This window comes from Bradyrhizobium jicamae, assembly GCF_018130695.1.
Taxonomy (GTDB): Bacteria; Pseudomonadota; Alphaproteobacteria; order Rhizobiales; family Xanthobacteraceae; genus Bradyrhizobium; species Bradyrhizobium jicamae_B.
Genome location: NZ_JAFCJX010000029.1, coordinates 19,463 through 44,421, shown reverse-complemented (window position 1 = coordinate 44,421; position 24,959 = coordinate 19,463). Strand labels below are relative to the sequence as shown.

Here is a 24,959-nt window from a genome sequence, read left to right as displayed (position 1 = left end):
CCCTTTGCGGGGAGAGGTCGAATTCTCGCAAAGCGAGAATTCGGGTGAGGGGCGAGGCACAATGCCAACTACAAAGACGGTGCTCACCGGATAGAGGCCCCTCACCCCAACCCTCTCCCCGCGAAGAGCGGGGCGAGGGGGGAGGATAGATTACGCCTTGCCCGCGGAATCCTTCCGCGTCGCGTTGACCTGCATCTTCGCGTAGGTCGACATCAGGCCGACCTCGTTCGACAGCGTCACGAGCTTGAAGCCCATGTTGATCGCACGAACCGCGCCTTCGGCGCCGGAGCAGTGGATGCCAGGGTTGAGGTTGCGCTTGGCGCACTCCTTGATGATCTTCTCGTAGATCTTGAGGATCTCCGGCTCGTCGCGGTCGAGCTTCGGCACCAGGCCGTAGGAGAAGCCGAGATCGGACGGACCGATATAGACGCCGTCGATGCCCTCGACGTCGAGGATCGCTTCCATGTTCTCGACCGCCGTCCTGGTCTCCATCATCGGCAGCAGCACGATCTCGTCGTTGGCGGTCTGCTGATAGGTGCCGGCCGAGCCGTACATGCCGGCGCGGATCGGGCCGTTGGAGCGCACGCCCTTCGGCGGGTACTTCGCGTAGGACACCAGGTTCTTGGCTTCCTGCGGCGTATTCACCATCGGGCAGATCACGCCATAGGCGCCACCATCGAGCACCTTGCCGACGATGCCCGGCTCGTTCCAGGGCACGCGGACCATCGGCGTCACCGGATGGGCGTGCATCGCCTGGAAGCACGTCACCATCGACTGGTAATCCTGCACGCCGTGCTGCATGTCGACGGTGACGCTGTCGAAGCCGCATTGCGCGATCACTTCAGCCGAAAACCCGGAGGGGATGGCGAGCCACCCATTCACGACGGCCTTGCCCGACGCCCAGACCTGTTTGACCTTGTTTGGCATTGATCGCGTTTCCTTTTGCGTTTCTTGGAGGACGAGTTTCTAGCTGGTCGCCCGCTGGATGGAGACTTCACTGACGCCGACTTCGCGTGCGGTGTTCACTATCGCCGCCCAGGTGTCGTCAGGCAAGGGGATGCCGTTTTTGGTGCGCTCGGCGCGGGTTTTCCGCTCGGGATCGCCGGGAATCAGCACTTTTTCGATGCCTGCAATCGGCTTGGTCTCGCGGATGAAGTCCGTGTAGCGCGTGATCTCGCCGTCGAAGAAATGCGCGGGATCGACGACCTTCGGATCGATGTAGAAGGCCAGCATGCCGTTGGCGAAGCGCCGATCGCCCGCGGTCGCGCCGGTGCCGGTCAGCGCGCCGCCGAGCAGCTCGCAGATGAAGGCAAGGCCCGAGCCCTTGTGATCGCCGAAGGCACGGATCGCGCCTGTTCCCTTGGTGTGGTCGCGCGGCCCGTCCGGCGTATACGGCCCGTAGAGCACGTGCGGATCCTGGCTCAGCGTGCCGTCGGCATCGACCAGCGCGCCGGTCGGCAGCTTCTTGCCGCCGCGGCTGGCAACCAGGCACTTGCCTTCGGCGACAACAGACGTTGCGAAGTCGAGCACGATCGGGTCCTGCCCTTCGCGCGGGATGCCGACGCAGTAAGGCGCTGTCGACAGCCGCTTCTCGACGCCACCATAGGGCGCGACCAGCAGCGAGCCCGCGGCATTGACGAAATGCACCGACACCAGCCCCTCGGCGGCCGCCATCTCGGCCCAGTCGCCGACGCGGCCGATGTGGCCGGCGTTGCGCAGCGCGATCGCAGATAATCCCGCCTTCTTGCACTTTTCGATGCCGAGCTTCACCGCAACGGGTGTGACAGTTTGTCCGTAGCCGAACTTGCCATCGACCACCGCCAGCGCCGGCGTGTCGACCACGACCTCAGCCGTCTGGTTCGGCACCACTGAGCCCATCTTCTTCCAGCGGATATACACGGGCACGCGGATCACGCCGTGGCTGTCATGGCCGGTGAGATTCGCGGTCGTCAGGTAAGTCGCAATCCGCTTCGCCTCTTCGGGTGAGGATTCCGAATGCGAAAACACCTCGGCGACGAAATTGATGAGGTTATCGACCTTGATCGTGACCATGGATGGACGGCTCGCTCCCGTTGTCAAAAAATTTGGCGGCACAGTAGCAACGCAAGCCATGCGTGCCGCCCACGGCATCATGCAAATTTGTGATCACTCATTCGCATCCAGCTCGGCATCGTCGCCCGATGCCATGTCGGAGAGATCGCCTTCGAGCGCCGTGAGCATCTCCTGCAGTTCCGCCAGCCGCCGCGCGCCGAAGCGTTTTGTGATCGCGGCATAGATCGCTTCCGAGGTCGGCGCCACCGCCTCGATCAGCTTCAACCCCTTGGCGGAGATCGAGACCACGGCGCGGCGCAGGTCGGTCTCTGCCGCCTTGCGCTCGATCAGCTGCCGCGCCTCGAGATCGCGCAGGATGCGCGACAGGCTCGGGCCGAGCAGAAAGGCGAGCCGCGCCAGTTCCGTGACCTCGATCTCGTCGACCGAGGAGAGCGCACGCAGGATCCGCCATTGCTGCTCGGTCAGCCCGTGATTGCGCAGTGACGGGCGGAACTGGCGCATCACGGCTTCGCGGGCGCGCAGCAGCGACATCGGTAGCGAGCGCGAGAACTCGCGCATCGGCGCGCGGCGGGAAGGCCCCGCTTCCGTTTGGCCTGGACGCGATCCGTCCAAAGATCTTTTGCGCACCATCTTCAGTCCGCAAACTTTCGCACTGCAGCATGCATCGATTCAGTTTGCCGAAAAGAACTTAACATGTTAATCATCTCCCGGCACCCACAATTTCGCTGAGCTCCATGGCCCTCTCCCGCGACGATATCCGCTCCGCCGCCGAACGGCTCGACAATGCGGAAAAGACCCGCAAGCAGATCCGCCAGCTCTCACTGGAATATCCGCACATCACGCTAGAGGATGCCTACGCGATTCAGAAGGCCTGGGTCGAGATGAAGGTGGCGCAGGGCCGCATCATCAAGGGCCACAAGATCGGCCTGACCTCGAAAGCGATGCAGAGCGCGCTCAACATCGACGAGCCGGATTCCGGCATCCTGCTCGACGACATGTTCTTTGCCGACGGCGGGCTGGTGCCGACCGACCGCTTCATCGGCACGCGCGTCGAGGCCGAGCTCGCCTTCGTGATGAAGCACCGCCTGAGCGGCCCCGACTGCACGCTGTTCGACGTGCTGAACGCGACAGACTTCGTGGTGCCGGCGCTGGAAATCCTCGACACGCGGGTGGAACGCGTCGACCCGCAGACCAAGGCGACGCGCAAGATCTTCGACACCATCGCCGACAATGCCGCCAATGCCGGCATCGTGCTGGGCGGCCGTCCCATTCGTCCGCTCGACGCCGATCTGCGCTGGATCGGCGCGCTGTGCTTCCGGAATGGCCAACTGGAAGAGACCGGGCTTGCCGCCGGCGTGCTCAACCATCCCGCGACCGCGGTGGCCTGGCTCGCCAACAAGATCGCACCCAACGGGCTTGCGCTCGAGCCCGGCCAGGTGGTGCTGGCAGGCTCCTTCATCCGCCCGATCGAGACCCGCAAAGGCGACACGATTCAGGCCGACTATGGGCCTTACGGTTCCGTGAGCTGCTACTTCGCCTGACGCTTTTCAAGCAGGAGACCGGCCATGCCGCATTTCACACTCGAATACTCCGCCAATCTCGACGGCCTCGTCGACATCGGCGCAACCTGCGAGCTGGTTCGCAAGGCGGCGGTCGAGACCGGCATCTTCCCGCTCGGCGGCATCCGCGTCCGCGCCATCAAATGCGAGCATTATGCGATCGCCGACGGGCGCAAGATTTACGGCTTCCTCGACATGGTGCTGCGGCTCGGGGAGGGGCGCGATCTCGCCACCCGCAAGACAGCCGGCGAGCACATCTTCAAGGCGCTGTCGGCGCATCTCGATCCCGTGTTCGTCAAATCGAAGTTCGCCCTGTCGTTCGACATGCAGATCAACGACAAGGACACCAGCTGGAAACGCAACAACATCCACGAGGCGCTGAAAGTGGAGACGGTCAATGGATAAATCCACCTCATCATCGGACGTGTTCCAGGCCAACCGCGACCGTGCCGGCCCCCTGCTCGCCAGGGTGAAGGCGGAGGGCATCAGCCACATGATCGGCGGCAAGGCTGTCGCGTCGGCGTCCGGGCAGACGTTCGAGACGAAATCGCCGGTCGATGGATCAGTGCTGGCCACCGTCGCCCGCGGCAATGCCGAGGACATCGATCGTGCGGCCAAGGCGGCGAGCGCGGCGTTCAAGGCCTGGCGCGACATGCCGGCGGCGAAGCGGCGCAAGCTGCTGCACAGCGTGGCCGATGCGATCGAGGATCATGCCGACGACATCGCGGTGCTCGAATGCATTGACACCGGTCAGGCGCATCGCTTCATGGCCAAGGCCGCGATCCGCGCCGCCGAGAATTTTCGCTTCTTCGCCGACAAATGCGCCGAAGCGCGCGACGGCCTCAGCACGCCGAGCGAGGAGCACTGGAACATCTCGACCCGCGTCCCGATCGGCCCGGTCGGCGTGATCACGCCGTGGAACACGCCGTTCATGCTCTCGACCTGGAAGATCGCCCCTGCCCTCGCCGCCGGCTGCACGGTCGTGCACAAGCCGGCCGAATGGTCGCCGGTCACCGCCGACATGCTGGTGAAGCTCGCGAAGCAGGCCGGCCTGCCCGACGGCGTGCTCAACACCGTGCACGGCTTTGGCGAAGAGGCCGGCAAGGCGCTGACCGAGCATCCCCTGATCAAGGCGATCGGCTTCGTCGGCGAAAGCTCGACGGGCTCGGCGATCATGGCGCAGGGCGCGCCGACGCTGAAGCGCGTGCATTTCGAGCTCGGCGGCAAGAACCCGGTGATCGTGTTCGACGACGCCGATCTCGACCGCGCGCTCGATGCGGTCGTATTCATGATCTACTCGCTGAACGGCGAGCGCTGCACGTCGTCGAGCCGGCTGCTGGTGCAACAGAGCATCGCCGACAAGTTTGTTGAAAAACTCACCGCGCGCGTCAGGGCGCTGAAGGTCGGCCATCCCCTCGATCCCGCAACCGAGATCGGGCCGCTGATCCATGAGCGGCATCTCGCAAAAGTCTGCAGCTATTTTGACGTTGCGAAGAAGGACGGCGCGACGATTGCGGTCGGCGGCAAGCCGCATGACGGGCCCGGCGGCGGCCACTACGTGCAGCCGACGCTGGTGACCGGTGCGAGCGCCGAGATGCGCGTGGCGCAGGAAGAGGTGTTCGGCCCGTTCCTGACCGTGATCCCGTTCAAGGACGAGCTGGATGCGATCGAGATCGCCAACGGCGTGCAGTATGGCCTGACCGGCTATGTCTGGACCGGTGACATGGGCCGCGCGCTGCGCGTCGCCGACGCGCTGGAAGCCGGCATGATCTGGCTCAACTCGGAAAACGTCCGCCATCTGCCGACGCCGTTCGGCGGCATGAAATCGTCGGGCATCGGCCGCGACGGCGGCAACTATTCGTTCGACTTCTACATGGAAACCAAGCACGTCTCGCTCGCCCGCGGGACCCACAAGATTCAGAAGCTCGGCCACCCCTCATCCTGAGGAGCGGGCGCCAGCCCGCGTCTCGAAGGACGAGGCCACCGGCCGGGCCTCGTGGTTCGAGACGGCGCTGACGCGCCTGCTCACCATGAGGGTCAACAAACCTTGAGGAAACGTCCATGCCCGTTCCGAAGCACATCTTCGATCCGCCCTTCAACATCATCCGCTGCAGCCATGCGGTGCTCGATGTCACCGATCTGAACAAGAGCGCCGCGTTCTACGAGAACACGGTCGGCCTCCATGTCGAGGACCGCGACGACAAGGCCGTGTATCTCCGCGCCAGCGAGGAGCATCAGCACCACTCGGTGGTGCTGCGCAAGGCGGAGAAGGCCGCCTGCAACCGGCTCGGCTTCAAGGTCGGCAACGACGGCGATCTCGACAAGGCCGCGTCGTTCTTCTCCGAGAACGGCGTCACCTATGCCTTCGTCGACCAGCCGTTCCAGGGCCGCACGCTGCAGTTCACCGATCCCTTCGGCTACCAGATCGAGCTCTACGCGACGATGGAGAAGCGCCCGCATCTGTTGCGTCGCTACGATCTCTACAAGGGTTGTCATCCGCAGCGGCTCGACCATTTCAACGTCTTCGCCGCCGAGGTGCAGGACACCGTCGACTTCTACGCCCGGCTCGGCTTCCGCCTCACCGAATATGCCGAGGAGGACGGCGAGAACGGCCGCATCGCGGCGGCCTGGATGCATCGCAAGGGCAATGTCCACGACTTCGCGATCACCAACGGCCGCGGCCCGCGCCTGCATCACATCGCCTATTGGGTGCCGACCGCGATGAACATCGTGCATCTCTGCGACGTGATGGCCTCGCAGGGCTTCGTCGCCAATATCGAGCGCGGCCCGGGCCGCCATGGCATCTCGAACGCGTTCTTCCTCTACATCCGCGACCCCGATGGCCACCGCATCGAACTCTATACCAGCGATTACTTCACCGGCGATCACGACCACGAGCCGCTGCGCTGGTCGCTACGCGATCCGCGCCGCCAGACCCTGTGGGGCGCGCCCGCCCCGCGCTCCTGGTTCGAGGAGGGCTCGCCCTTTGCAGGCCAGGCCGTGCGCGAGCCGCGCTTCGTCGCCAACGTGCTGGTCGCGGATTAAAGCGTGCCAGCCATGTCAGCACCTCGCCTCGCCACCTACTCCGTGAACGGCACCACGCGCTATGGCGCGGTGACCGACGCCGGCGCCGTCGACCTCTCGTCTCGCTTCGCCAGGGATTATCCGACCCTGCGCGAGGCGATTGCGGCCGGCGCACTCGCAAAACTCGCCGAAGACGCCGCGAAGCGGTCGCCCGATCACGGGCTCGACGCGATCACCTTCCAGCCGCCGATTCCGGCGCCGGAGAAGATCATCTGCATCGGCGTCAACTATCCCGACCGCAATGCCGAATACAAGGACGGCTCCGACGCCCCGAAATATCCGAGCATGTTCCTGCGCGTGCCGCGCTCCTTCACCGGGCACAACACGCCGCTGGTGCGCCCGCGCGCTTCGCCGCAGCTGGACTATGAAGGCGAGCTGACGCTCGTGATCGGCAAGTCCGGCCGGCACATTCCTGAAAGCAGCGCGCTCGATCACATCGCCGCGCTCACGCTGTGCAACGAGGGCACCATCCGCGACTGGGTGCGTCACGCCAAATTCAACGTCACGCAGGGCAAGAATTTCGATTCCACCGGCAGTATCGGGCCCTGGATCGTGCCCTACACCGATGAGGCGCAGATCGCCGATATCCGCCTCACCACGCGCATCAACGGCGAAACGCGGCAGGACGATCGCACCTCGCGATTGATCTTTGGCTTCCGCTACCTCATCAACTACATCTCGACCTTCACGACGCTGGTGCCGGGCGACGTCATCGTCACGGGCACGCCGACCGGTGCCGGCGCGCGGTTCGATCCGCCGCGCTACCTCAAGCCGGGCGATGTGATCGAGGTGGAAGCCGAGGGCGTCGGCGTGTTGTGCAACAGCGTCGTCGACGAAGCCAACTAACCTCTTCAACCGAGTGGACAGTGCCATGACCTCAACATCCGGCGGCGAAGCGATCGTCAACGGCCTCGTCGCGCACGGCGTCGACACCGTGTTCGGCCTGCCCGGCGCGCAGATCTACGGCTTGTTCGATGCCTTCCACCAGGCGCAGCTCAAGGTGATCGGTGCGCGGCACGAGCAGGCCTGCGGCTATATGGCGTTCGGCTATGCCCGCTCCTCGGGCAAGCCCGGCGTGTTCAGCGTGGTGCCCGGCCCCGGCGTACTCAACGCCTCCGCTGCGATGCTGACTGCATTCGGCTGCAACGAGCCGGTGCTGTGCCTGACCGGCCAGGTGCCGACGCAATTTCTCGGCAGGGGCCGCGGCCATCTGCACGAGATGCCGGACCAGCTCGCCACCCTGCGCACCTTCCTGAAATGGGCGGAGCGGATCGAGTACCCTGATGTCGCGCCCGCGATGGTGTCGCGCGCGTTCCAGGAGATGCTGTCGGGCCGCCGCGGCCCGGTCTCGCTGGAGATGCCCTGGGACATCTTCACCCAGCGCGCGCAGGTCGCCGCCGCAAAGCCGTTCGAGCTGCTGCCGTCGCCGCTGCCCGATCCTGATCGGATCAAGGCCGCCGCCGACCTGATCAAGGCCAGCAAGGCGCCAATGATCTTCGTCGGTAGCGGCGCGATCGAGGCGCGCGACGAGATTCTCGAGCTCGCCGAGATGATCGATGCGCCCGTGGTCGCGTTCCGCAGCGGCCGCGGCATCGTCTCCAACGCGCATGAGCTCGGCCTGACCATGGCGGCCGCCTACAAGCTATGGCCGAAGACGGACCTGATGATCGGCATCGGCACGCGGCTCGAGCTGCCGACGATGTCGCGCTGGCCCTATCGGCCCGACGGCCTGAAATGCGTGCGCATCGATATCGATCCCGTCGAGATGCGCCGCTGGCCAGCCGATGCCGCCGTGATCGCGGACTCAAAGACTGGCACCGCCGACCTCGCCGCCGCCGTGCGCAAAGCCGGCTACACCAAAACCAGCGGCCGACGCGCTGCGATCCGCGAGGCGACGGCGGCGGCCGAGCACGAGATCCAGCGCATCCAGCCGCAGATGGCTTACCTGAAGATCCTGCGCGAGATTCTGCCGGCGAACGCGATCGTCACCGACGAGCTGTCGCAGGTCGGCTTCGCCTCCTGGTACGGGTTTCCGATCTACGAGCCGCGAACCTTCATCACTTCGGGCTATCAGGGCACGCTCGGCTCTGGCTTTCCGACCGCGCTCGGCGCCAAGGTCGCCAACCCCAACACACCGGTGGTCGCGATCACCGGCGACGGCGGATTCATGTTCGGCGTGCAGGAGCTCGCAACCGCCGTGCAGTTCCGGATCGGCGTGGTGACGCTGGTGTTCAACAACAATGCCTACGGCAACGTCCGCCGCGACCAGCGCGAACGCTTCGACGGCCGCGTGGTGGCGTCCGATCTCGTCAATCCGGACTTCGTCAAGCTCGCAGAATCCTTCGGCGCCGGCGCGGCGCGCGTCACCTCGCCCGATCACTTCCGCCTCGCGCTGGAGAAGGCCCTGGCCGACGGCGGCCCTTACGTGATCTCAGTGGAAGTGCCGACGGATTCCGAAGTCTCGCCCTGGGCGTTCATCCATCCCGCGAAGAACAACTAGACCACCTTCACGCCGCGCTGCAGCCGGTTCGCCGCGATTACCAGCAGCCCGGCGCCGGCGACCGACCAGCAGGCGACTGGCGCCCAGTGCAACAGCGGCGCGTAGTCCGGCATCTTCTGCAGGCCGCCGGCAACCGCGGCCATCCGCGCGAAGGTGGCGAGCGCCAGCGCGGAGAACACGAGACCGGTAACCTTGCCTTCGGCGCCGGTCTCGCCGATTGCCAGCGCCGCCGACACCGCGCTCATCAGCATGCAGCCCCAGGCCGCGCCGGCCAGGAATTGCGCCGCGATCAGGATGTTGAGGCTGCCGGCCATCTCCGCGGCGACGACGGCGATCGCGCCGAGCAGGCCCGCCGCGCCCATCACGATCAGCCCGCCGCGATGCTTGACGATCAGGCTCGCCGGAAACATCGCGATGTTGAAGCCGATCCAGAACACCGGCATCAGCCATTGCAGGCCGTCAGGCTTGACGAAGCGCAGATAGAACGGCCCGCTGTTGATGCTGAAATGCAGCTGGTACCCCAGCGACAGGATCACCATCGCGGCGATGAAGATCATCGGCACGACGCCGAGCGCTTTCGGCGGTGCGTGCTGCTTCGGCTGCGGCTCCTCCTGCACCAATCCGCGCTCGACGCTGGAGAGCGCCAGCGTCGTCAGCAGCAGCACCACGCCCGACAGCAGGAAGGGAATCCGTGCATCATGATCGCGCAGCACGACGCCGAGATAGGGCGCGGCCGCGCCGGCCAGGCCGTAGCCTAGCATCGCCAGCGCGGCGAGGAACGGCACCTGCGGCCGTGCGCGATGTTTTGCCAGCAGCGTCAGCGGTGGCGCGCGCAATGCCGACGACGTCACCGCCCAGACCACGATCAGGACGATGAACCAGACCTGCGCGCCCGGCCCCGTGCCGGCGACATAAGGCAGCGCGATGAAGGCAGCGCAGGAGATCGCGGTGAGGCAGCCGACGAAGATACCGAGCCGGCCGACGATGGGCGCAATCTTGTCCGCGGCAATCCCCATCACGGTATCAGTGATGGTGAAGATGGCCTGATCCAGCATCAGAATCAGGATCACCGTCGCCGGCGCGATCCCGACCTCTGCGCACAGCTTTGGCAGATAGATCACGTAGGTGGTCCAGCCCAGCGTGAACACGAGCTGCAGCACGGCGAGATAGACGCCGGTGCGGTTGGCGGCGGGGCTGGCCTCGGACTTAAGCGCAGTCGCGGTCATGGCGGCGAGCTTAAACCAGTCGCGCCCATTGCGGGAGTGGCCTCAAGCCATCAGCACCCGGCGAAACGTCAGGTTGATGCGCTGGCGGCCGAGCAGGCCGTGCTCGCCCTCCGCCAGCGGCGCGACACCATGGTAGAACAGCCGCGACGGCCCGCCCCACACCGCGACATCGCCATGCGCGAGGCGATAGCGGCGGGTCGGATCATTGCGTTTCAAGCCACCGAACAGGAAGATCGCTGATAGCCCGAGCGAGACCGAGACAATGGGGGCTGCGAAATCCAGCTCGTCCTTGTCCTGGTGCAGCGACAGCTTGGCGCCAGGCACGTAGCGGTTGATCAGGCAGGCCTCCGGCGCGAAGTTGCTGAAGCCGGCTTCAGCCGCCGCATCGGCGGCAAGCTGGCGCAGCACGGGCGGCATCTCCGGCCAGGGTTGGCCGGACTCGGGATCGACGGCGTCGTAGCGATAGCCGCTCGGATCAGACACCCAGCCGACGCGGCCGCAATTGGTCATCGCCACCGACATCCGGTGACCGCCCGGCGTGATCAGATGGCGGAATGGCGCCCGCTTGACGATCGCGCGCAGCGCCGGGATCAGCTCCGCTTCGAACGGCCGCGCAAAGCTGCGCAGCAGCACCGCGCCCTCCGCCATCGTCTCGCGCGACGGGCCGATATCGCCGACGGTCTCGAACAGATCAGAGGTCACGCCAGTCCGCACTCACTTCGCGTCATGAAAGATCACACCGACGGTGTGGCGATGGCCAGAGCGGATCCGGCTGACGCCATGGCGCAGATTAACCCGATAGACGCCGCGCGTCCCCTGCACGGGCCGGTGATGCACAGCAAACGCCACCGCATCGCCCTGCTCAAGCGGCACCACCTCCGGCCGCGACTGCATGCGCGGCCGCTGCTCGGTCAGCACGAACTCGCCGCCGGAAAAATCGCGCCCCGGCTGCGACAGCAGGATCGCGACCTGCAGCGGAAACACATGCTCGCCATAGAGATCCTGATGCAGGCAATTGTAGTCGCCCTCGCCATACTGCAAGAGCAAGGGCGTCGGGCGCATCTGCCCGGCGTCGTGGCAGCGCTTCAGGAACGCGGCATGCGAGGCGGGATAGAGGATGTCGATTCCCATCGCCTGATTCCAGCGATTGGCAACGCCGGTCAGCCGTGCATACAGCGCCGGCCGCAGCTCCGCGATCAGGTCCGGCAGCGGATAGGAGAAGTACTTGTACTCGCCGCGGCCAAAACCGTGGCGGCCCATCACGACCTTGCTGCGGAAGCGGCTGTCGTCGGGATAGAGCGATGCAAGCACGTCGCATTCCGCGGGCGAGAGAAGTCCTTTCAGGACGGCGCAGCCCTGCGCATCGAGATCGGCGGTGATGTGGTCCCAGTCGAGCGCGTCGACGCGGGAAGCGGTGTCGGGGGTTGCCGCGCGGGCGGCGGATTTGGCTGTTGCTGTCATGGGCGAATTCTTGCTCCGGAGCGCGTCCGGCGCCACCCGATTTCCGAGTTGCGTCGCTGCCATTTCTGGCGGAAACGGACCAAATTCCGACTTGTTCCGACCTCAGCCTGCTCTCGGACTGCAGGTCACCTGATCGTTAATGCGAAAGTTTGCCATCATTGCCGCCAAGTCGGTCCTGGCCGTCGTGTCATTGGCAGGCGTTGCCCTGCTTGCCTTTTCGGCCTGGCTGATCTGGCACTACGAGCATGGCATTGGACTTCCGACCGAAGCTCAGATCGCCGCGATTTCACCGGCCGGCCCTGCGTGCACAGCCGATCCGAAGCGCAACTATGTTGCCCTAACCGAGATTCCACCCCTGCTTCGCAACGCCGCGATCGCCTCCGAGCAACCCGACTTCTACGACGCCTGGTCGTTGAATCCGATGGTTGAGATTGTACTCGCCATAGGCACCGGCCGCAGACCCCGACCGGGCGGCATAACGCAATCTGTCGGACACTGCCTGCAGTTTCTCTCTCCGGAGGGGCGCCGGCAGATCGACCCTATCGCTTCTCTCCTATTCATGCAGCGTGTCACCCGCAGCCTATCTCGCGACAGAATCCTTGAGGTCTACCTCAATGAGAACTATTTCGGCCGCGGGGCCTACGGAGTTGCGGCCGGGGCGGAGGTCTACTTCGGGAAGCGACTGGCGGAGCTGGATATCGACGAGGTCGCGTACATCACGGCACGCGCGCGGCAGCCCTTTCGCAGCCGAACGTTCGACACACGCCCCCGGGACGTCGTCATCGATCGCATGCTGACAGCCGGATTGATCAGCGAGGCGGAGGCGACGCCGGCCAAGAGTCGGCCGCTACGGCTCAAAGACGAACCAGGCGACCAAGCCAAGCCGGTCAATCAATGATCGCGGCGCCTTACCCCCTCACTGGCAGCGTGATCACATCATAGCCGTGGCTGATCTTGCGCTTCAGCACGGGGTCTTCCAGCTCGAAGTCGAAGCGATCGGCCGGACGGATGCCGCCCTTGGCCGCAAATGTGCCGCCGAACATGGCGCAGCCGTCGGGCAGGCTTTTTCCCTCGAAGCCGCGCGCAATCAGTTCCCTCACCGGCAGCATGTGATCGAGCGTGCCTTCCTGGTAGAGCACGCGCTCGCCGCCGATGGTGGCCCAGGAGCGCAGGATCAACTGGTCCCAATGGTCGATGACGTCCTCGAGCTCCCACAGCTCCGAGGCGATCGGCTTGTCGCACATCTGTTTCGAGACGGTGACGCTGTAGGCTTCGACCTTGCGGTCGGTGTGATCGGAGCCGCAGCCGACGAAGATACGGCCCTGCCAGCCGATCAGCACGAACTCGACCTCGCCGCTGGACTCCTCGCCGCAGGCTTCGATCACGTCGGCAAAGGTGATGCGCCGCGCCGAGCAGCGGTAGTAGATCGGCGTCGACGCCGGGCGCGCGATGCCGATCGCTTCCAGCTCGGCGATGTGCTTGTCGCGCGCGACGGGATCGCGGCCGGTCCAGCCGGCGATCACGGCCTCTCTGATTTCGAGCGTGAGCGGGGTCGCCATCCCCTTATCGTCGACGGTGAAGGTGAGGTCAAACACGGATGATGTCCTCCATTCCGGCGGCCAGATCGAAGATGCGGCGGTCCGAGCCGCCTGCAGCGGCCAGCATCAGGCCAACGGGCACTTCGCCCTCGCGATGCGCCGGCAGCGAGATCGCGCAGCCGTCGAGCACGTTGATCAGCGTCGGGTTGCGCAGCGCGCGCAGGTTCTCAACGGCAAACGCCTTGTCGTCGGCGAGCGACGCGATCGTCGGCGGCGTGTTGGCCGTGGTCGGCATCACCAGCGCGTCAAAGAGCGAGATGCGCTGTTCGGTGCGCGCGATGAAGGAGCGGCGCGCATTGAATAGATCGATGTAATCGGCCGCCAAAAAGCGCTCGCCGCGCTGGATGCGGACGGAGACGCGGGGATCGTAGACGTCGCCTTTGCTGGCGAGCAGGAAACGATGCCAGGCGTAACTCTCGGCAGCCGCGAAGCCGCCCTTGGCGTTCATCACGCCGATGTCGAGAAATTCAGGGACCTCGATCCGTTCGATCGCCGCACCGGCGCGCGACAGTGCCGTGAGCGCGCGCTCGAAGGTTTTTGCGACGGCATCGTCGAGATCGTCCAGCGCAATGGTGGTCGGCACGGCGAGCCGCATGCCCTTCACCGGGCGCGGCGTCAGAGGCCTGATCGGCTCGTCCGCGAGCACCGCATCGAGCACAGCGCAGCACGCGACCGAATTGGCGAGCGGGCCATAGCTGTCGAGCGTGAACGACAGCGGCACGCCGCCGTCGAGCGGGATGCGACGCTGCGTCGGCTTGTAGCCGACGATGCCGTTGAACGCGGCAGGAATCCGGCAGGAGCCGCCGGTGTCGGTGCCGAGCGCACCGAAGGCCATGCCATCGGCGATCGACACGGCAGCGCCGGACGACGAGCCGCCGGGCACGTGGCCGACGCTGCGGTTCCAGGCGCTCTTCGGCGTGCCGTAATGCGGATTGATGCCGATGCCGGAATAGGCGAACTCGGTCATGTTGGTGCGGCCGATCACGATGAAGCCGGCGCGCTTCAGCCGCGCCACGACAGGCGCATCGGCCTCTGCGGCTGCAGAATCGTCCAGCGCGCGCGAGCCGGCGCGCGACACCTGACCCTTGATGTCGAAGAGATCCTTGATCGACACGGGGATGCCGGCATAGGGCGACGGCGCCGCGTTTGCCTTGCGCAGCCTGTCCATCGCATCGGCGGCCGCGAGCGCGGCATCCTTGTCGACATGGATGAAGGTGCGCTGCCCCTCGCCCGCGGGATCTGCGATTTTGGCAAGGCACTGCTCGACCAGCTTGCGAGCAGAGGTTGCGCCGCTGGCGAGATCGGTGGCGAGAGCAGCGAGAGTTGGATTATCAGGCATGGACTTCACTTCATGGCTTGATTGATTTGTCGTCCGGCGTGAGCTCGATGTCGAGATCGAGCAGCGCCGAGCTCAGCGACTTGCCGTGTGCATCGAGCGCCAGCGAGCGCGTCACGCCGCCGCCGAGCGCCCCGGTCATCACGAAATTCAGCGCCGCGATGCCAGGTAGCTCATAGCGAACCACGTCGCCTTCGACAATTCCGGCGAAATGCGCTTTCACGCGCTCGCTGGTGATTTGCGCGCGCAGCAGCGGATAGTGCCTCGAATCATAGGCGATGACGGAGATGTTTGACGTGTTGCCCTTGTCGCCGGTGCGGGAATGGGCGATGGCGCGCAGCTTCACCTCACGCCTCCACGAAACGGATGTGCGGCTTGGCGAGCTCGCGCGGCAGAAGCACGGAGGCGACGGCCACAACGTCGCGCGCCGATTTCCAGGCGCCGCCGCCCGCGGCCGGGCCGTTGGTGTAGAGCGTCTCGACCTCGTTGCCGATCCGGATAGCTTCGCGCAGCGTCTCGGTGCGGCCGGCGACACGCACGCGCACCTCATAGGGATCGGCAGCGTGGGCTGAGACCTCCGCGCCGTGCAGCGAGTTGACACCGACGAGCTCGAAGCGCAGCTCGCTCGCAGCGACGCCGGTCAGCTTCAAGCGTTCACGGACGATATCCAGCGCCAATTGTCCGCGGGCGCGGGCACCGGGGCCGGCATAGGAAATCTGGCCTTCGCCGATATAGCTATCGACGTAGCCGACCGAGACTTTCAGCGTGTCGGTCCGCTTCGTGCCACGCCCGCCGCTGACGCGCACGCGATCGGGACCGATCTCCTCGATCGTCACGGCGGAGAAATCCGCGACCACATCGGGCTGAAAGTATTTTGTCGGATCGTGCACCTCGTAGAGCAACTGCTCCTTGCAGGTCTGCGCCGTCACCGCGCCGCCGCTGCCCGCAACCTTGGTCACGACCAGCGAGCCGTCCTCACCGACCTCGCCGATTGGAAAGCCGAGCCGTGCGAGATCGGCGACATCCTTGTAGCCGGGATCGGCGAAATAGCCGCCGGTGATCTGGCCGGCGCATTCCAGGAGATGCCCGGCGACGGTTCCCTGCCCCAGCAGATTCCAGTCATCCATCTTCCAGCCGAAGGCATGGATCATCGGGGCGAGGAACAGCGCGGGGTCCGAGGCGCGGCCGGTGATCACGACATCGGCGCCGGTGCTCAGCGCCTCCGCCATCGGCTCGGCGCCGAGATAGGCATTGGCCGACAACAACCGGTTACCGAGCTGCTTGATACTGCCTTCGAATTCCATGATGGGGAAATCGCCAGCCTTGCAGGCGTCGAGCACATCGTCGCCGACCACGGCCGCGATCTTCAACGAAGCGACCCCGAGCGATTTGGCGATCTCGGCGGTCTTGCGCGCCGCGGCTTCCGGATTGGCCGCGCCCATATTGGTGACGATCTTGATGCCCCTGGCGGCACAGAGCGGCAGCACCGCGCGCATGCGCTCCTCCAGCAGCGGATCATAGCCGCTGTCCGGATTTTTCATCCGCGCCTGCTGCGCCAGCGCCACCGTGCGCTCGCCGAGGCATTCGAACACGAGATAGTCGATCGCGCCCTTCTCGGCGAGCTCGACCGCGGGCTCGACGCGATCGCCCGAATAGCCGGCGCCGGATCCTATTCTGATGGTTCGCACGTCGCTCACATTCCCTGTGGTGGCAAATACCCTAGCGCGGGAAATCGATGGCATACAAGCCGCCCTCGCGCGCGCACATGGCGCCATGCGGCGGCGCCGGTGGACCGTTGACGGGGAATGGTCAATTGTCGCATCAAGATTGCAAAACAGACCTGTTCGTAAAGATTTCTGGGAGGACTTGCCGACATGGCCGAGCCAGCGCGCGCCAAACCGAAACCGACGCCGGAAACCCAGCATTTCTGGGACGGCACGAAGGCGGGCGAACTGCGCCTGCAGCGCTGCGATGCCTGTGCCAATGTCTACTTCCCGCCGCGTCCGTTCTGCCCGTCCTGCGCCTCGCGCAAGGTCTCTGTGTTCAAGGCGAGCGGCAAGGCCACGCTCTACAGCTACGTCATCAACCATCGCCCCGCCGCCCCCGGCTTCACGCCGCCTTACGCGATTGCCGTGGTCGAGCTCGACGAAGGCCCGCGCATGATGAGCAACATCATCGATTGCCCGCAGACGCCGGAGGCGCTCGAACTCGACATGAAGCTCGAGGTCGCCTTCGAGAAACTCGACGACAAGATCACCCTTCCCTTGTTCCGTCCGGCGAAGGGGTAAGATCATGCGCAGGAACCAGGTTGCCGTCGTTGGCGCGGCAGAGACCACCGAGCTCGGTGTCATCCCGAACATGTCGCAGATCCAGCTGCATGCGGATGCGGCGCTGAATGCGATCGCCGATGCCGGATTGAAACTGTCTGACATCGACGGCTTTGCCACCGCGGTCGAGACGCCGCAGCAGATGGCACATTATCTCGGCATCACGCCGACCTGGGTCGACGGCACCTCGGTCGGCGGTTGCTCCTTCATGCTGCATGTCCGCCACGCTGCGGCCGCGATCGAGGCGGGTCTGTGCAAGACCGTGCTGATCACCCATGCCGAGAGCGGCAAGTCGATGATCGGCAAGCTGCCGCGCTCCACGGCGCCCGACAGCCTCAACGGCCAGTTCGAGGCGCCGTTCGGCGTCTACGGCCCGCCCAGCATGTTCCCGATTCCCGTGCTGCGCTTCATGAAGACCCACGGCATCACGCATGAGCAGCTTGCGATGGTCGCGGTGATGCAGCGCGAATGGGCGGCGAAGAATCCACGCGCCACGATGAAGGACCCGATCACGGTCGCTGACGTGCTGAACTCGCGGATGATCGCCTATCCGTTCCGCCTGCTGCAATGCTGCCTCGTCACCGACGGCGGCGGTGCGCTGATCCTGACCTCGGCCGACCGCGCCAGGGATTTTCCGCGCAAGCCGGTCTACATCCTCGGCACCGGTGAGAGCGTGGAAACGCCGATGGTCAGCCAGATGAAGACGTTCGACTCATCGCGCGCGTTCAAGGTGGCGGGGCCGTTGGCGTTCAAGGAGGCCGGCATCACCCACGGGGATGTCGACCATCTCATGATCTACGACGCCTTCGCGCATCTGCCGCTCTACGGCCTCGGCGATCTCGGCTTCATGCCCTATGAGGAGACCGGCAAGTTCATCGCCGACGGTCACACGCGGCCGGGCGGCAAGCTGCCGCTCAACACCAACGGCGGCGGCTTGAGCTACATGCACTCCGGCATGTACGGCATGTACGCGCTGCAGGAGAGCGTGCGCCAGATGCGCGGCATCGCGCCGGCGCAGGTGCCGAATGCGAAGATTTCGGTCTGTCACGGCGTCGGCGGCATGTTCGCAGCGTCAGGCACGATCATCTTTACGAACGAAAGGTAATCCACATGGCAAAATCACTGCAGGATAAAGTCGTCATCGTCACCGGCGCGGGCCGCGGCATTGGGCGCGAGATCGCGCTGCTCTGCGCAGCCGAGGGTGCGAAAGTCGTGGTCAACGATCCCGGTGGTGCCGCCGACGGTGCCGGATCGAGCGCGACCCCCGCCGAGGAGGTCGTCGAGGAGATCAAGAAGCGCGGCGGCACAGCGGTTGCGAATTTCGAGTCGGTGGCGGAAGCCATCCCCGCCAGCAAGATCGTCAAGACCGCGACCGATCATTTCGGCCGGCTCGACGGCGTCGTGAACAACGCAGGCATTTTGCGCGACATGATCTTCCACAAGATGAGCGTGGAAGCCTTCGAGGCCGTCATCAAGGTGCATCTGATGGGCTCGTTCTATGTCAGCCACGCTGCGGCGCGCATCTACCGCGAGCAGGAGTCGGGCTCCTTCGTGCACTTCACCTCGACCTCGGGGCTGATCGGCAATTACGGCCAGGCCAATTATGCTGCGGCAAAGCTCGGCATCGTCGGCCTGTCGAAGTCGATCGCGCTCGACATGGGCCGCTTCAACGTGCGCTCCAACTGCGTCTCGCCGTTCGCCTGGACCCGCATGATCGGCACCATCCCGACCGGCACCGACGCCGAGAAAGCCCGCGTCGAGAAGATCAAGCAAATGGGTCCCGAGAAGATCGCGCCGGTCTGCGGCTATCTGCTGAGCGATGCCGCCAAGGACGTCACCGGCCAGATCTTCGGTGTGCGCATGAACGAGATCTTCCTGTTCGGCCAGCATCGCCCGGTGCGCTCGGTCCACCGCGGCGAAGGCTGGACGCCGCAGACCATTGCCGAGCACGGCATGCCGGCGCTGAAGGGATCGTTCTCTCCCCTTGATCGCTCGGCGGACGTTTTCACCTGGGATCCGATCTGACAGTTTCATGAAAAGTCGTCCCGGCAATATTTCCGGGACGACGCACTCTTCAGTTGTTCCATCGGAACTTGCCCGCTTTATGCCTGAATGCGGGCGCATGAACCGCCTCCCCCATAACAAGAAAATCGGGAGGACCTCATGACAAATCCAGACAACAATCGGAACCATCCCAACGACGGCGCGAAGGCGTTCGACCGTCGCACTCTCTTGCGCGGCGCAACCGCGCTTGCTGCAACTGCGATGGCTGCATCGGACGCGGCCGCGCGCGACTTCGGTCCGAATGCGGAACCGCAGCGCTATCCCGACCCCGACATCCTCGTGCTCGACGAGAAGCGCTTCAAGGCCAAGGTCGGCAACACCGCGATCAAGCGCCTCTACACCGGCTGCCTTTGGGCCGAAGGACCCGCGTGGAACGCGCAGGGGCAATATCTCGTGTGGAGCGATATCCCCGCCAACCGGCAGTTGCGCTATCTCGACGATGACGGCCACATCTCCGAGCAGTTCCACAAACCGTCGAACGAGGCCAACGGCTCGACCTTCGATTTCGAAGGCCGACAGATCACCGCCGAGCGCACCCGGCTGGTGCGCTACGAGCACGATGGCAGCGTCAAAACGTTGGCGGAGCAGGCCGGCGGCAAGCCGTTGAACGGGCCGAACGACATGGTCGTGCATCCCAACGACAAGTCGATCTGGTTCACCGATCCCGGCTACGGCGCGATCTCGATCTATGAGGGCCAGCTCGCCAACACCGGTTCGCTGCAGCCGTATCAGAAGGAAGCGGTCTACCGACTCGATGCGCAGTCAGGACAGGTGACGAAGGTCGCCGACGAACCGTTCAAGCCGAACGGCATCGCCTTCAGCCACGACTACAAGAAGGTCTATGTCTGCGACACCGGCATTACCCACTATCCGAACGCCAAGAACATCGTTTGGCAGTACGACCTCAACGGCGACAAGCTCTCCAACCCGCGCACGCTGATCGACATGACCCTGAACGGCAAGTCGGGCTTCCCCGACGGCCTGCGTGTCGACGTCGACGGCAATATCTGGGTCGGCGCCGGCTGGGTCGGGCCAGGCTATGACGGCGTGCAGATCTTCGCGCAGGATGGCGCGCGGATCGGGCAGATCCTGCTGCCGGAGACCTGCGCCAACCTCACCTTCGGCGGCAAGAAGCGCAACCGCCTGTTCATGACCGCGAGCCAGTCACTGTATGCGGTCTATGTGGAGACCAAGGGCGCACACAATTGTTGAAGTCAGCGAGTAGTGAGTGGCGAATGGCGAATAGGATCTATTCGCTACTCGCCATTCGCTATTCACCAATCATCACCCGCTATTCCGCAAGCCCGCCGAAATGCCGTTGATCGTGATCTGGATCCCGCGCAGCACCTGCTCGTCCGGGTTCTGCGCGCGGTGCTCCTTGAGCAGTTCGACCTGCACGTGGTTGAGCGGATCGAGATAGGGGAAGCGGTTGCGGATCGAACGTTCCAGCAGCGGGTTGCCTTGCAGCAACCGATCAGTGCCCATGATGTCGAGCAGCGTCTCGATCGACAGGTGCCATTCGCGGCGGATGCGGCCAAAAATCTTCTCGCGCAAGTCCACGTCGGGCACGAGATCCGCGTAGCGCGAGGCGATCGCGATCGAGCTCTTGGCCAGCACCATGTCCATGTTCGACAGCAGTGTGCGGAAGAACGGCCACTCCTTGTAGAGTTCCTGCAGGAACGGCATGCCCTGCTCCGGATGCTCTGATATCCAGGTCTCGACCGCCGCGCCAAAACCGTACCAGCCCGGCAGCATCAGGCGGCACTGCGCCCAGGAGAATACCCAGGGGATCGCGCGCAGATCCTCGATCTCGCGGGTCTTCTTGCGCGAAGCCGGACGGCTGCCGATGTTCAAGGTCGCGATCTCGTTGATGACGGTCGAGCCCCAGAAGTAATCGGCAAAGCCCTCGGTCTCGTAGACCAGCCCGCGGTAGGCCTTGAAGGCGAGCGCGGAGATCTCCTCCATCGCCTTGAGATATTCCGGGCGGGGCGCGCTCTGCCGCGGCTGCAGCAGGCTGGTCTCCAGCGTCGCGGCCGCCAGGATCTCCAGATTGCTGCGGCCGACCTCCGCGTTGGAATATTTTGACGAAATGATCTCGCCCTGCTCGGTGATGCGGATCTGGCCGTTCACCGCGCCGCCGGGCTGCGCGATGATCGCATCATAGCTCGGCCCGCCGCCGCGGCCGACCGAGCCGCCGCGGCCGTGGAACAGGCGCAGCCGCACGTGGTGGCGCTCGAACACTTCGACGAGGCCGATCTCGGCCTTGTAGAGCTCCCAGCCCGAGGTGACGAAGCCACCATCCTTGTTGCTGTCGGAATAGCCGAGCATCACCTCCTGCACGCTGCCGAGACTGTCGACCAGCTTGCGATAGTCGTGCAGCGACAGCATGCGGTCCATGATGGCGCTGGAAGCCTGCAGATCCTCGATGGTCTCGAACAGCGGCACGATGTTGACCGCGCTGCGGCCGGACGGGTTGATCAGCCCGACCTCCTTCAGGAGCACCGCGACCTCGAGCATGTCGGACATGCCCTTGCACATCGAGATGATGCATTGGCAGATCACGTCGGGCCCGAACTTGGCGTGGGCCTCAGCCGCGGCGCGGAACAGCGCGAGCTCGCCCTGCGTCTCCTCGGTGTATTTGATGAAGGGCGAGGACAGCGGCCGGGCGCTGCGCAGCTCCGACATCAGCAGGTTGACGCGCGCATCCTCAGAGAGCGCCATGTAGGACATGCCGGGATTGGTGGCGTCGAACAGCTCGGCAACGGTGCGCTCGTGCACCGCGGAGTTCTGGCGGATGTCGAGCCGGGCCAGATGGAAACCGAAGCAATCCACCGCGCGGCGCAAGTGCCGCAGCCGGCCGCGCGCGATCACGCCGGAGTTGTTTGATATCAGCGAACGATCGAGCACGTCGAGATCGGCCTTGAATTCGCTCACGGTCGTATAGGGCTCGGCCTTGCCGACCGGCGGCCGCGTGGTCTCGACATTGAGCTTTGCGGCCGTCGCGGTTAGCCGCGCATAGATGCCCGACACCGCGAGACGATACGGCTCGCCGCTCCGATGGGGCGAGGTGTCGGGCGAACGCTCGGCCAGTGTGCGCAATTCCTCGGAGACGTCAGCGAGGTGGGCGGCGAGCGACAGCTCAGCGCCGAGCAGATGCAGCTCTTCGAGATAGTAGCTCAGCACCCGGCTCGACTGCAGCCGCAAGGTGCCGCGCATCACGTCGGCGGTGACGAACGGATTGCCGTCACGGTCGCCGCCGATCCAGCTGCCCATGGTCAGGAAGGAGGCGAGCGCGCCCGCCTCGCCGCCCTCCTTGTTGAGACGGTCCTCCAGCGCGCAATGCAGCCGCGGCACCTCGCGCAGGAAGGTGTAGTCGTAGAACGACAGGCCGTTGGCGACCTCGTCGAGCACGGTGAGCTTGGTCCGGCGCAACAGGTTGGTCTGCCACAGCGTCACCACCGCGCGGCGGAGCTGCTCGTCGCTGGCCTCGGCCTCGTCGGCGGTCAGTTGCACCCGCTCGCGGCGGTCGAGCAGGGCTGCGATCTCCATCTCGCGGTCCATCGTGCTCTTGCGGCGGACCTCGGTCGGATGCGCGGTCAGGACGGGACTGACCTGGGCGCTCTTGAAGAAGGTCCGCAGATCGGCCGGGCTGATGCCGGCCTGCCGGGCATGGCCCAGCGTCTGCTCCAGCGTCGAGGCGCGCGGCGCGCCGCCGGGACCGCGGCTGCGCATCTGGCGGATGTTGTTCTGGTCCTCGGCGATGTTGGCGAGGTGGGAGAAATAGCTGAAGGCGCGGACGATCCGCACCGTCTCGGCGATCGACATGCCGTCGAGGATGGCTTCCAGCTCCTGCCGCGCCAGCCGGTCCTCGTCGCGGTGGAACCGGACCGAGGTCTGGCGGATGCGTTCGACCAGGTCGAACACGTCGGCCCCCTCCTGGTCGCGGACGGTGTCGCCGAGGATGCGGCCGAGCAGGCGGATGTCATTGCGGAGCCGCGCGTCCTCCTCCAGCGCTTGCGCCTCCTCGGCGCGTCTGGCACGGACCTCGGTCTCGGACGGCATGGTCTGGGGAGACAACATCTGGGAAGACATGGCTTGGCTACTCCAGAAGCTTTGCCCGGCATTTCCCGCAGTGTGCAATTTTTTTGCCGCAGCGCAAGATGAACTTGGAAGCGCTGCACACTTGCCCCGCCAGCGAGGCCTAAATCCGCCGCCCCGCCCGCTCCCAATAGGGGTCGCGCAGCCGGCGCTTGAAGATCTTGCCGGAATCCTCGCGCGGCAGATTGGTCTGGATCTCGATCTGCTTGGGCACCTTGTAATCGGCCAGCGAGCCCTTCAGCTGGGCCCGGATGCCGGCCAGATCGAGGGTGACGCCGGGCTGCGGCTCGACCACCGCCATCAGCGCCTCGCCGAACTCTGCGTCGGGGATGCCGAACACCGCGCAGTCATGCACGCCGGAAATGGCGTGCAGCACCGCCTCAATCTCGGCCGGATAGATGTTGACGCCGCCGGAGATCACCATGTCGCGCTTGCGGTCGCAGATGAAGACGTAGCCGTCGGCATCGATGTAGCCGACGTCGCCTGACGTGATGAACCCCTGACGGTCGATCTCGGCGCGCTTCTCCGGCTTGTTGTGATAGGTGAAATCAGGATTATCAGCGATCCGCGAATAGATTTCGCCGATCTCGCCCTGCGGCACCTCGCGGCCGTCATCGCCGATGAAGCGCAGTTCGGCGCCGGGAGAGATCTTGCCGACGGTCCCGGGCTTCTTCAGCGCATCCTCCGACGTCGCAAACGTCACCGCGCCGGACTCGGTCGAGCCATAGAATTCGTAGATCACCGGCCCCCACCAGTCGATCATCGCGCGCTTGACGTCGGCCGGGCATGGCGCCGCGGCGTGGATGATGTGGCGCAACGAGGACATGTCGTATTTCTTGCGAACGTCCTCCGGCAGCTTCATCAGGCGGATGAACATGGTCGGCACCATGAAGATGGTGTCGATCTTCTCGCGTTCGATCAGCGCCAGAAACTCCTCGGCATCGAAGCGCGGCATCAGCACCAGCACGCCGCCGAGCTTGCCCGAACGCAGGCCGAAGGAGTTCGGTGCGGAGTGATAGAGCGGTCCCGGCAGGATTGCGCGCGCGCCGGGCTTCAAGCCATAAATCATCGCGCGCATCGCCTCGGCATTGGCGGTCTGTGCCGGCGTCGGCGCGGAGCGGCGGACGCCCTTGGGATGGCCCGTGGTGCCCGACGTGTAGATCATGTTCTGCGGCTGCGGCACCACGGGGCCGTCGTAGCGCGGATGCTGCGCGAGCCAGCTTTCGAAATCGATCGCGAAGTCCGGCGTCGCCAGATGATCCGGATTGATCTTGTAGTTCGCAAGGATTTCCGGCGGCGTCGGCACGCTGAGCACGGTGACACCGGCCGGAATGGCATCACGCAGCGGATGCAGCATGTCGGCATGACCGATCAGGACGCGGCTGCCGGAGTCGGTCAGCACGTAGTTGATCTCCTCCGGCTTGAAGTGCCAGTTGACCGGCACACCATAAGCACCCAACCGCATCGCGGCATAGGCGGCCTCGATGAAGGCGATGTCGTTGCGCATCAGCATGCAGACGCTGTCGCCCGGCTTGACGCCGAGCTTGTGCAATCCGCCGGCGATGCGGTCGGCACGCTCCGTGACCGCGGCATGATCGCGCCGCCGCGCGCCGCTGACGATGCCGCAGAACAGTTGGGACGTTTCGCTCATTTG

23 protein-coding genes are annotated in these 24,959 nt (G+C 65.1%); 11 read left to right on the top strand and 12 right to left on the bottom strand.

Annotated elements, in window-relative coordinates:
* Positions 1–150: 150 nt before the first annotated feature.
* The 3 genes from JQ604_RS32535 to hpaR form a co-directional block, all read right to left on the bottom strand.
* The gene (locus JQ604_RS32535) at positions 151–927 is read right to left on the bottom strand and encodes an HpcH/HpaI aldolase family protein (protein WP_212364804.1); all 777 of its coding nucleotides are present in this window, start codon (positions 925–927) and stop codon (positions 151–153) included.
* 39 nt (positions 928–966) lie between these two features.
* Positions 967–2,052 (bottom strand): malate/lactate/ureidoglycolate dehydrogenase, encoded by a 1,086-nt coding sequence (locus tag JQ604_RS32530; protein ID WP_212364803.1) that lies wholly within the window; start codon positions 2,050–2,052, stop codon positions 967–969.
* A gap of 93 nt (positions 2,053–2,145) precedes the next feature.
* Positions 2,146–2,682, bottom strand: a complete 537-nt coding sequence (hpaR, locus tag JQ604_RS32525) for a homoprotocatechuate degradation operon regulator HpaR (RefSeq protein WP_433996305.1) — start codon at positions 2,680–2,682, stop codon at positions 2,146–2,148.
* Positions 2,683–2,786: 104 nt separating this feature from the next.
* Between hpaR and hpaH the strand changes: the two genes are divergently transcribed.
* The 6 genes from hpaH (at position 2,787) to JQ604_RS32495 (ending at position 9,195) form a co-directional block, all read left to right on the top strand.
* On the top strand, positions 2,787–3,593 hold the full coding sequence (gene hpaH / locus JQ604_RS32520) for a 2-oxo-hept-4-ene-1,7-dioate hydratase (RefSeq protein ID WP_212364801.1): 807 nt from the start codon (positions 2,787–2,789) through the stop codon (positions 3,591–3,593).
* 24 nt (positions 3,594–3,617) lie between these two features.
* Complete coding sequence (locus JQ604_RS32515) at positions 3,618–4,016, top strand: 5-carboxymethyl-2-hydroxymuconate Delta-isomerase (protein ID WP_212364800.1); 399 nt, start codon at positions 3,618–3,620, stop codon at positions 4,014–4,016.
* Positions 4,009–5,556 carry a 5-carboxymethyl-2-hydroxymuconate semialdehyde dehydrogenase gene (hpaE, locus tag JQ604_RS32510; RefSeq protein ID WP_212364799.1) on the top strand — a complete coding sequence of 516 codons (1,548 nt, stop codon included), beginning with the start codon at positions 4,009–4,011 and terminating at the stop codon, positions 5,554–5,556. Before JQ604_RS32515 ends, hpaE begins: the two co-directional genes overlap by 8 nt.
* A gap of 116 nt (positions 5,557–5,672) precedes the next feature.
* Entirely contained in the window at positions 5,673–6,656 is a 984-nt protein-coding gene (gene hpaD, locus JQ604_RS32505; RefSeq protein ID WP_212364798.1) for a 3,4-dihydroxyphenylacetate 2,3-dioxygenase, read from the top strand.
* Positions 6,657–6,668: 12 nt separating this feature from the next.
* Positions 6,669–7,541, top strand: a complete 873-nt coding sequence (locus tag JQ604_RS32500) for a fumarylacetoacetate hydrolase family protein (protein ID WP_212364797.1) — start codon at positions 6,669–6,671, stop codon at positions 7,539–7,541.
* Between the two features lie 25 nt (positions 7,542–7,566).
* Entirely contained in the window at positions 7,567–9,195 is a 1,629-nt protein-coding gene (locus JQ604_RS32495) for a thiamine pyrophosphate-dependent enzyme (protein ID WP_212364796.1), read from the top strand.
* Here the strand turns inward: JQ604_RS32495 and JQ604_RS32490 are convergent.
* The 3 genes from JQ604_RS32490 to JQ604_RS32480 are packed head-to-tail and all read right to left on the bottom strand — an operon-like array spanning position 9,192 to position 11,882.
* On the bottom strand, positions 9,192–10,421 hold the full coding sequence (locus JQ604_RS32490) for an MFS transporter (RefSeq protein WP_212364795.1): 1,230 nt from the start codon (positions 10,419–10,421) through the stop codon (positions 9,192–9,194). The genes JQ604_RS32495 and JQ604_RS32490 overlap by 4 nt on opposite strands.
* Before the next feature lie 42 nt (positions 10,422–10,463).
* A complete protein-coding gene (gene alkB, locus JQ604_RS32485; RefSeq protein ID WP_212364794.1) occupies positions 10,464–11,123 on the bottom strand; it encodes a DNA oxidative demethylase AlkB in 660 nt (219 codons plus the stop codon).
* 12 nt (positions 11,124–11,135) lie between these two features.
* Positions 11,136–11,882 carry a 2OG-Fe(II) oxygenase gene (locus JQ604_RS32480; RefSeq protein ID WP_212364793.1) on the bottom strand — a complete coding sequence of 249 codons (747 nt, stop codon included), beginning with the start codon at positions 11,880–11,882 and terminating at the stop codon, positions 11,136–11,138.
* Positions 11,883–12,021: 139 nt separating this feature from the next.
* On the opposite strand from JQ604_RS32480, the gene JQ604_RS32475 reads away from it, so the two are divergent.
* The gene (locus JQ604_RS32475) at positions 12,022–12,780 is read left to right on the top strand and encodes a transglycosylase domain-containing protein (RefSeq protein ID WP_212364792.1); all 759 of its coding nucleotides are present in this window, start codon (positions 12,022–12,024) and stop codon (positions 12,778–12,780) included.
* Between the two features lie 10 nt (positions 12,781–12,790).
* Here the strand turns inward: JQ604_RS32475 and JQ604_RS32470 are convergent, their stop codons facing one another.
* The 4 genes from JQ604_RS32470 to JQ604_RS32455 are packed head-to-tail and all read right to left on the bottom strand — an operon-like array spanning position 12,791 to position 16,504.
* A complete protein-coding gene (locus tag JQ604_RS32470; RefSeq protein ID WP_212364791.1) occupies positions 12,791–13,477 on the bottom strand; it encodes a DUF2848 domain-containing protein in 687 nt (228 codons plus the stop codon).
* Complete coding sequence (locus JQ604_RS32465; protein WP_212364790.1) at positions 13,470–14,819, bottom strand: amidase; 1,350 nt, start codon at positions 14,817–14,819, stop codon at positions 13,470–13,472. Before JQ604_RS32465 ends, JQ604_RS32470 begins: the two co-directional genes overlap by 8 nt.
* 10 nt (positions 14,820–14,829) lie before the next feature.
* The gene (locus JQ604_RS32460) at positions 14,830–15,162 is read right to left on the bottom strand and encodes an AtuA-related protein (RefSeq protein ID WP_212364789.1); all 333 of its coding nucleotides are present in this window, start codon (positions 15,160–15,162) and stop codon (positions 14,830–14,832) included.
* Between the two features lies 1 nt (position 15,163).
* On the bottom strand, positions 15,164–16,504 hold the full coding sequence (locus JQ604_RS32455; protein WP_212364788.1) for an acyclic terpene utilization AtuA family protein: 1,341 nt from the start codon (positions 16,502–16,504) through the stop codon (positions 15,164–15,166).
* 186 nt (positions 16,505–16,690) lie between these two features.
* On the opposite strand from JQ604_RS32455, the gene JQ604_RS32450 reads away from it, so the two are divergent.
* The 4 genes from JQ604_RS32450 (at position 16,691) to JQ604_RS32435 (ending at position 20,419) form a co-directional block, all read left to right on the top strand.
* Positions 16,691–17,104, top strand: coding sequence for a Zn-ribbon domain-containing OB-fold protein (locus tag JQ604_RS32450; RefSeq protein WP_212364787.1), 414 nt, complete (start codon positions 16,691–16,693; stop codon positions 17,102–17,104).
* Between the two features lie 4 nt (positions 17,105–17,108).
* Positions 17,109–18,248: a thiolase C-terminal domain-containing protein gene (locus JQ604_RS32445; protein ID WP_212364786.1), complete on the top strand. Its 1,140-nt coding sequence runs from the start codon at positions 17,109–17,111 to the stop codon at positions 18,246–18,248.
* A gap of 5 nt (positions 18,249–18,253) precedes the next feature.
* Positions 18,254–19,168 carry an SDR family oxidoreductase gene (locus JQ604_RS32440; protein ID WP_212364785.1) on the top strand — a complete coding sequence of 305 codons (915 nt, stop codon included), beginning with the start codon at positions 18,254–18,256 and terminating at the stop codon, positions 19,166–19,168.
* 138 nt (positions 19,169–19,306) lie between these two features.
* Complete coding sequence (locus JQ604_RS32435; protein WP_212364784.1) at positions 19,307–20,419, top strand: SMP-30/gluconolactonase/LRE family protein; 1,113 nt, start codon at positions 19,307–19,309, stop codon at positions 20,417–20,419.
* 72 nt (positions 20,420–20,491) lie between these two features.
* Here the strand turns inward: JQ604_RS32435 and ppc are convergent, their stop codons facing one another.
* On the bottom strand, positions 20,492–23,284 hold the full coding sequence (ppc, locus tag JQ604_RS32430) for a phosphoenolpyruvate carboxylase (RefSeq protein WP_212364856.1): 2,793 nt from the start codon (positions 23,282–23,284) through the stop codon (positions 20,492–20,494).
* A gap of 124 nt (positions 23,285–23,408) precedes the next feature.
* Positions 23,409–24,956: an acyl-CoA synthetase gene (locus JQ604_RS32425; RefSeq protein ID WP_212364783.1), complete on the bottom strand. Its 1,548-nt coding sequence runs from the start codon at positions 24,954–24,956 to the stop codon at positions 23,409–23,411.
* Between the last annotated feature and the right edge of the window lie 3 nt (positions 24,957–24,959).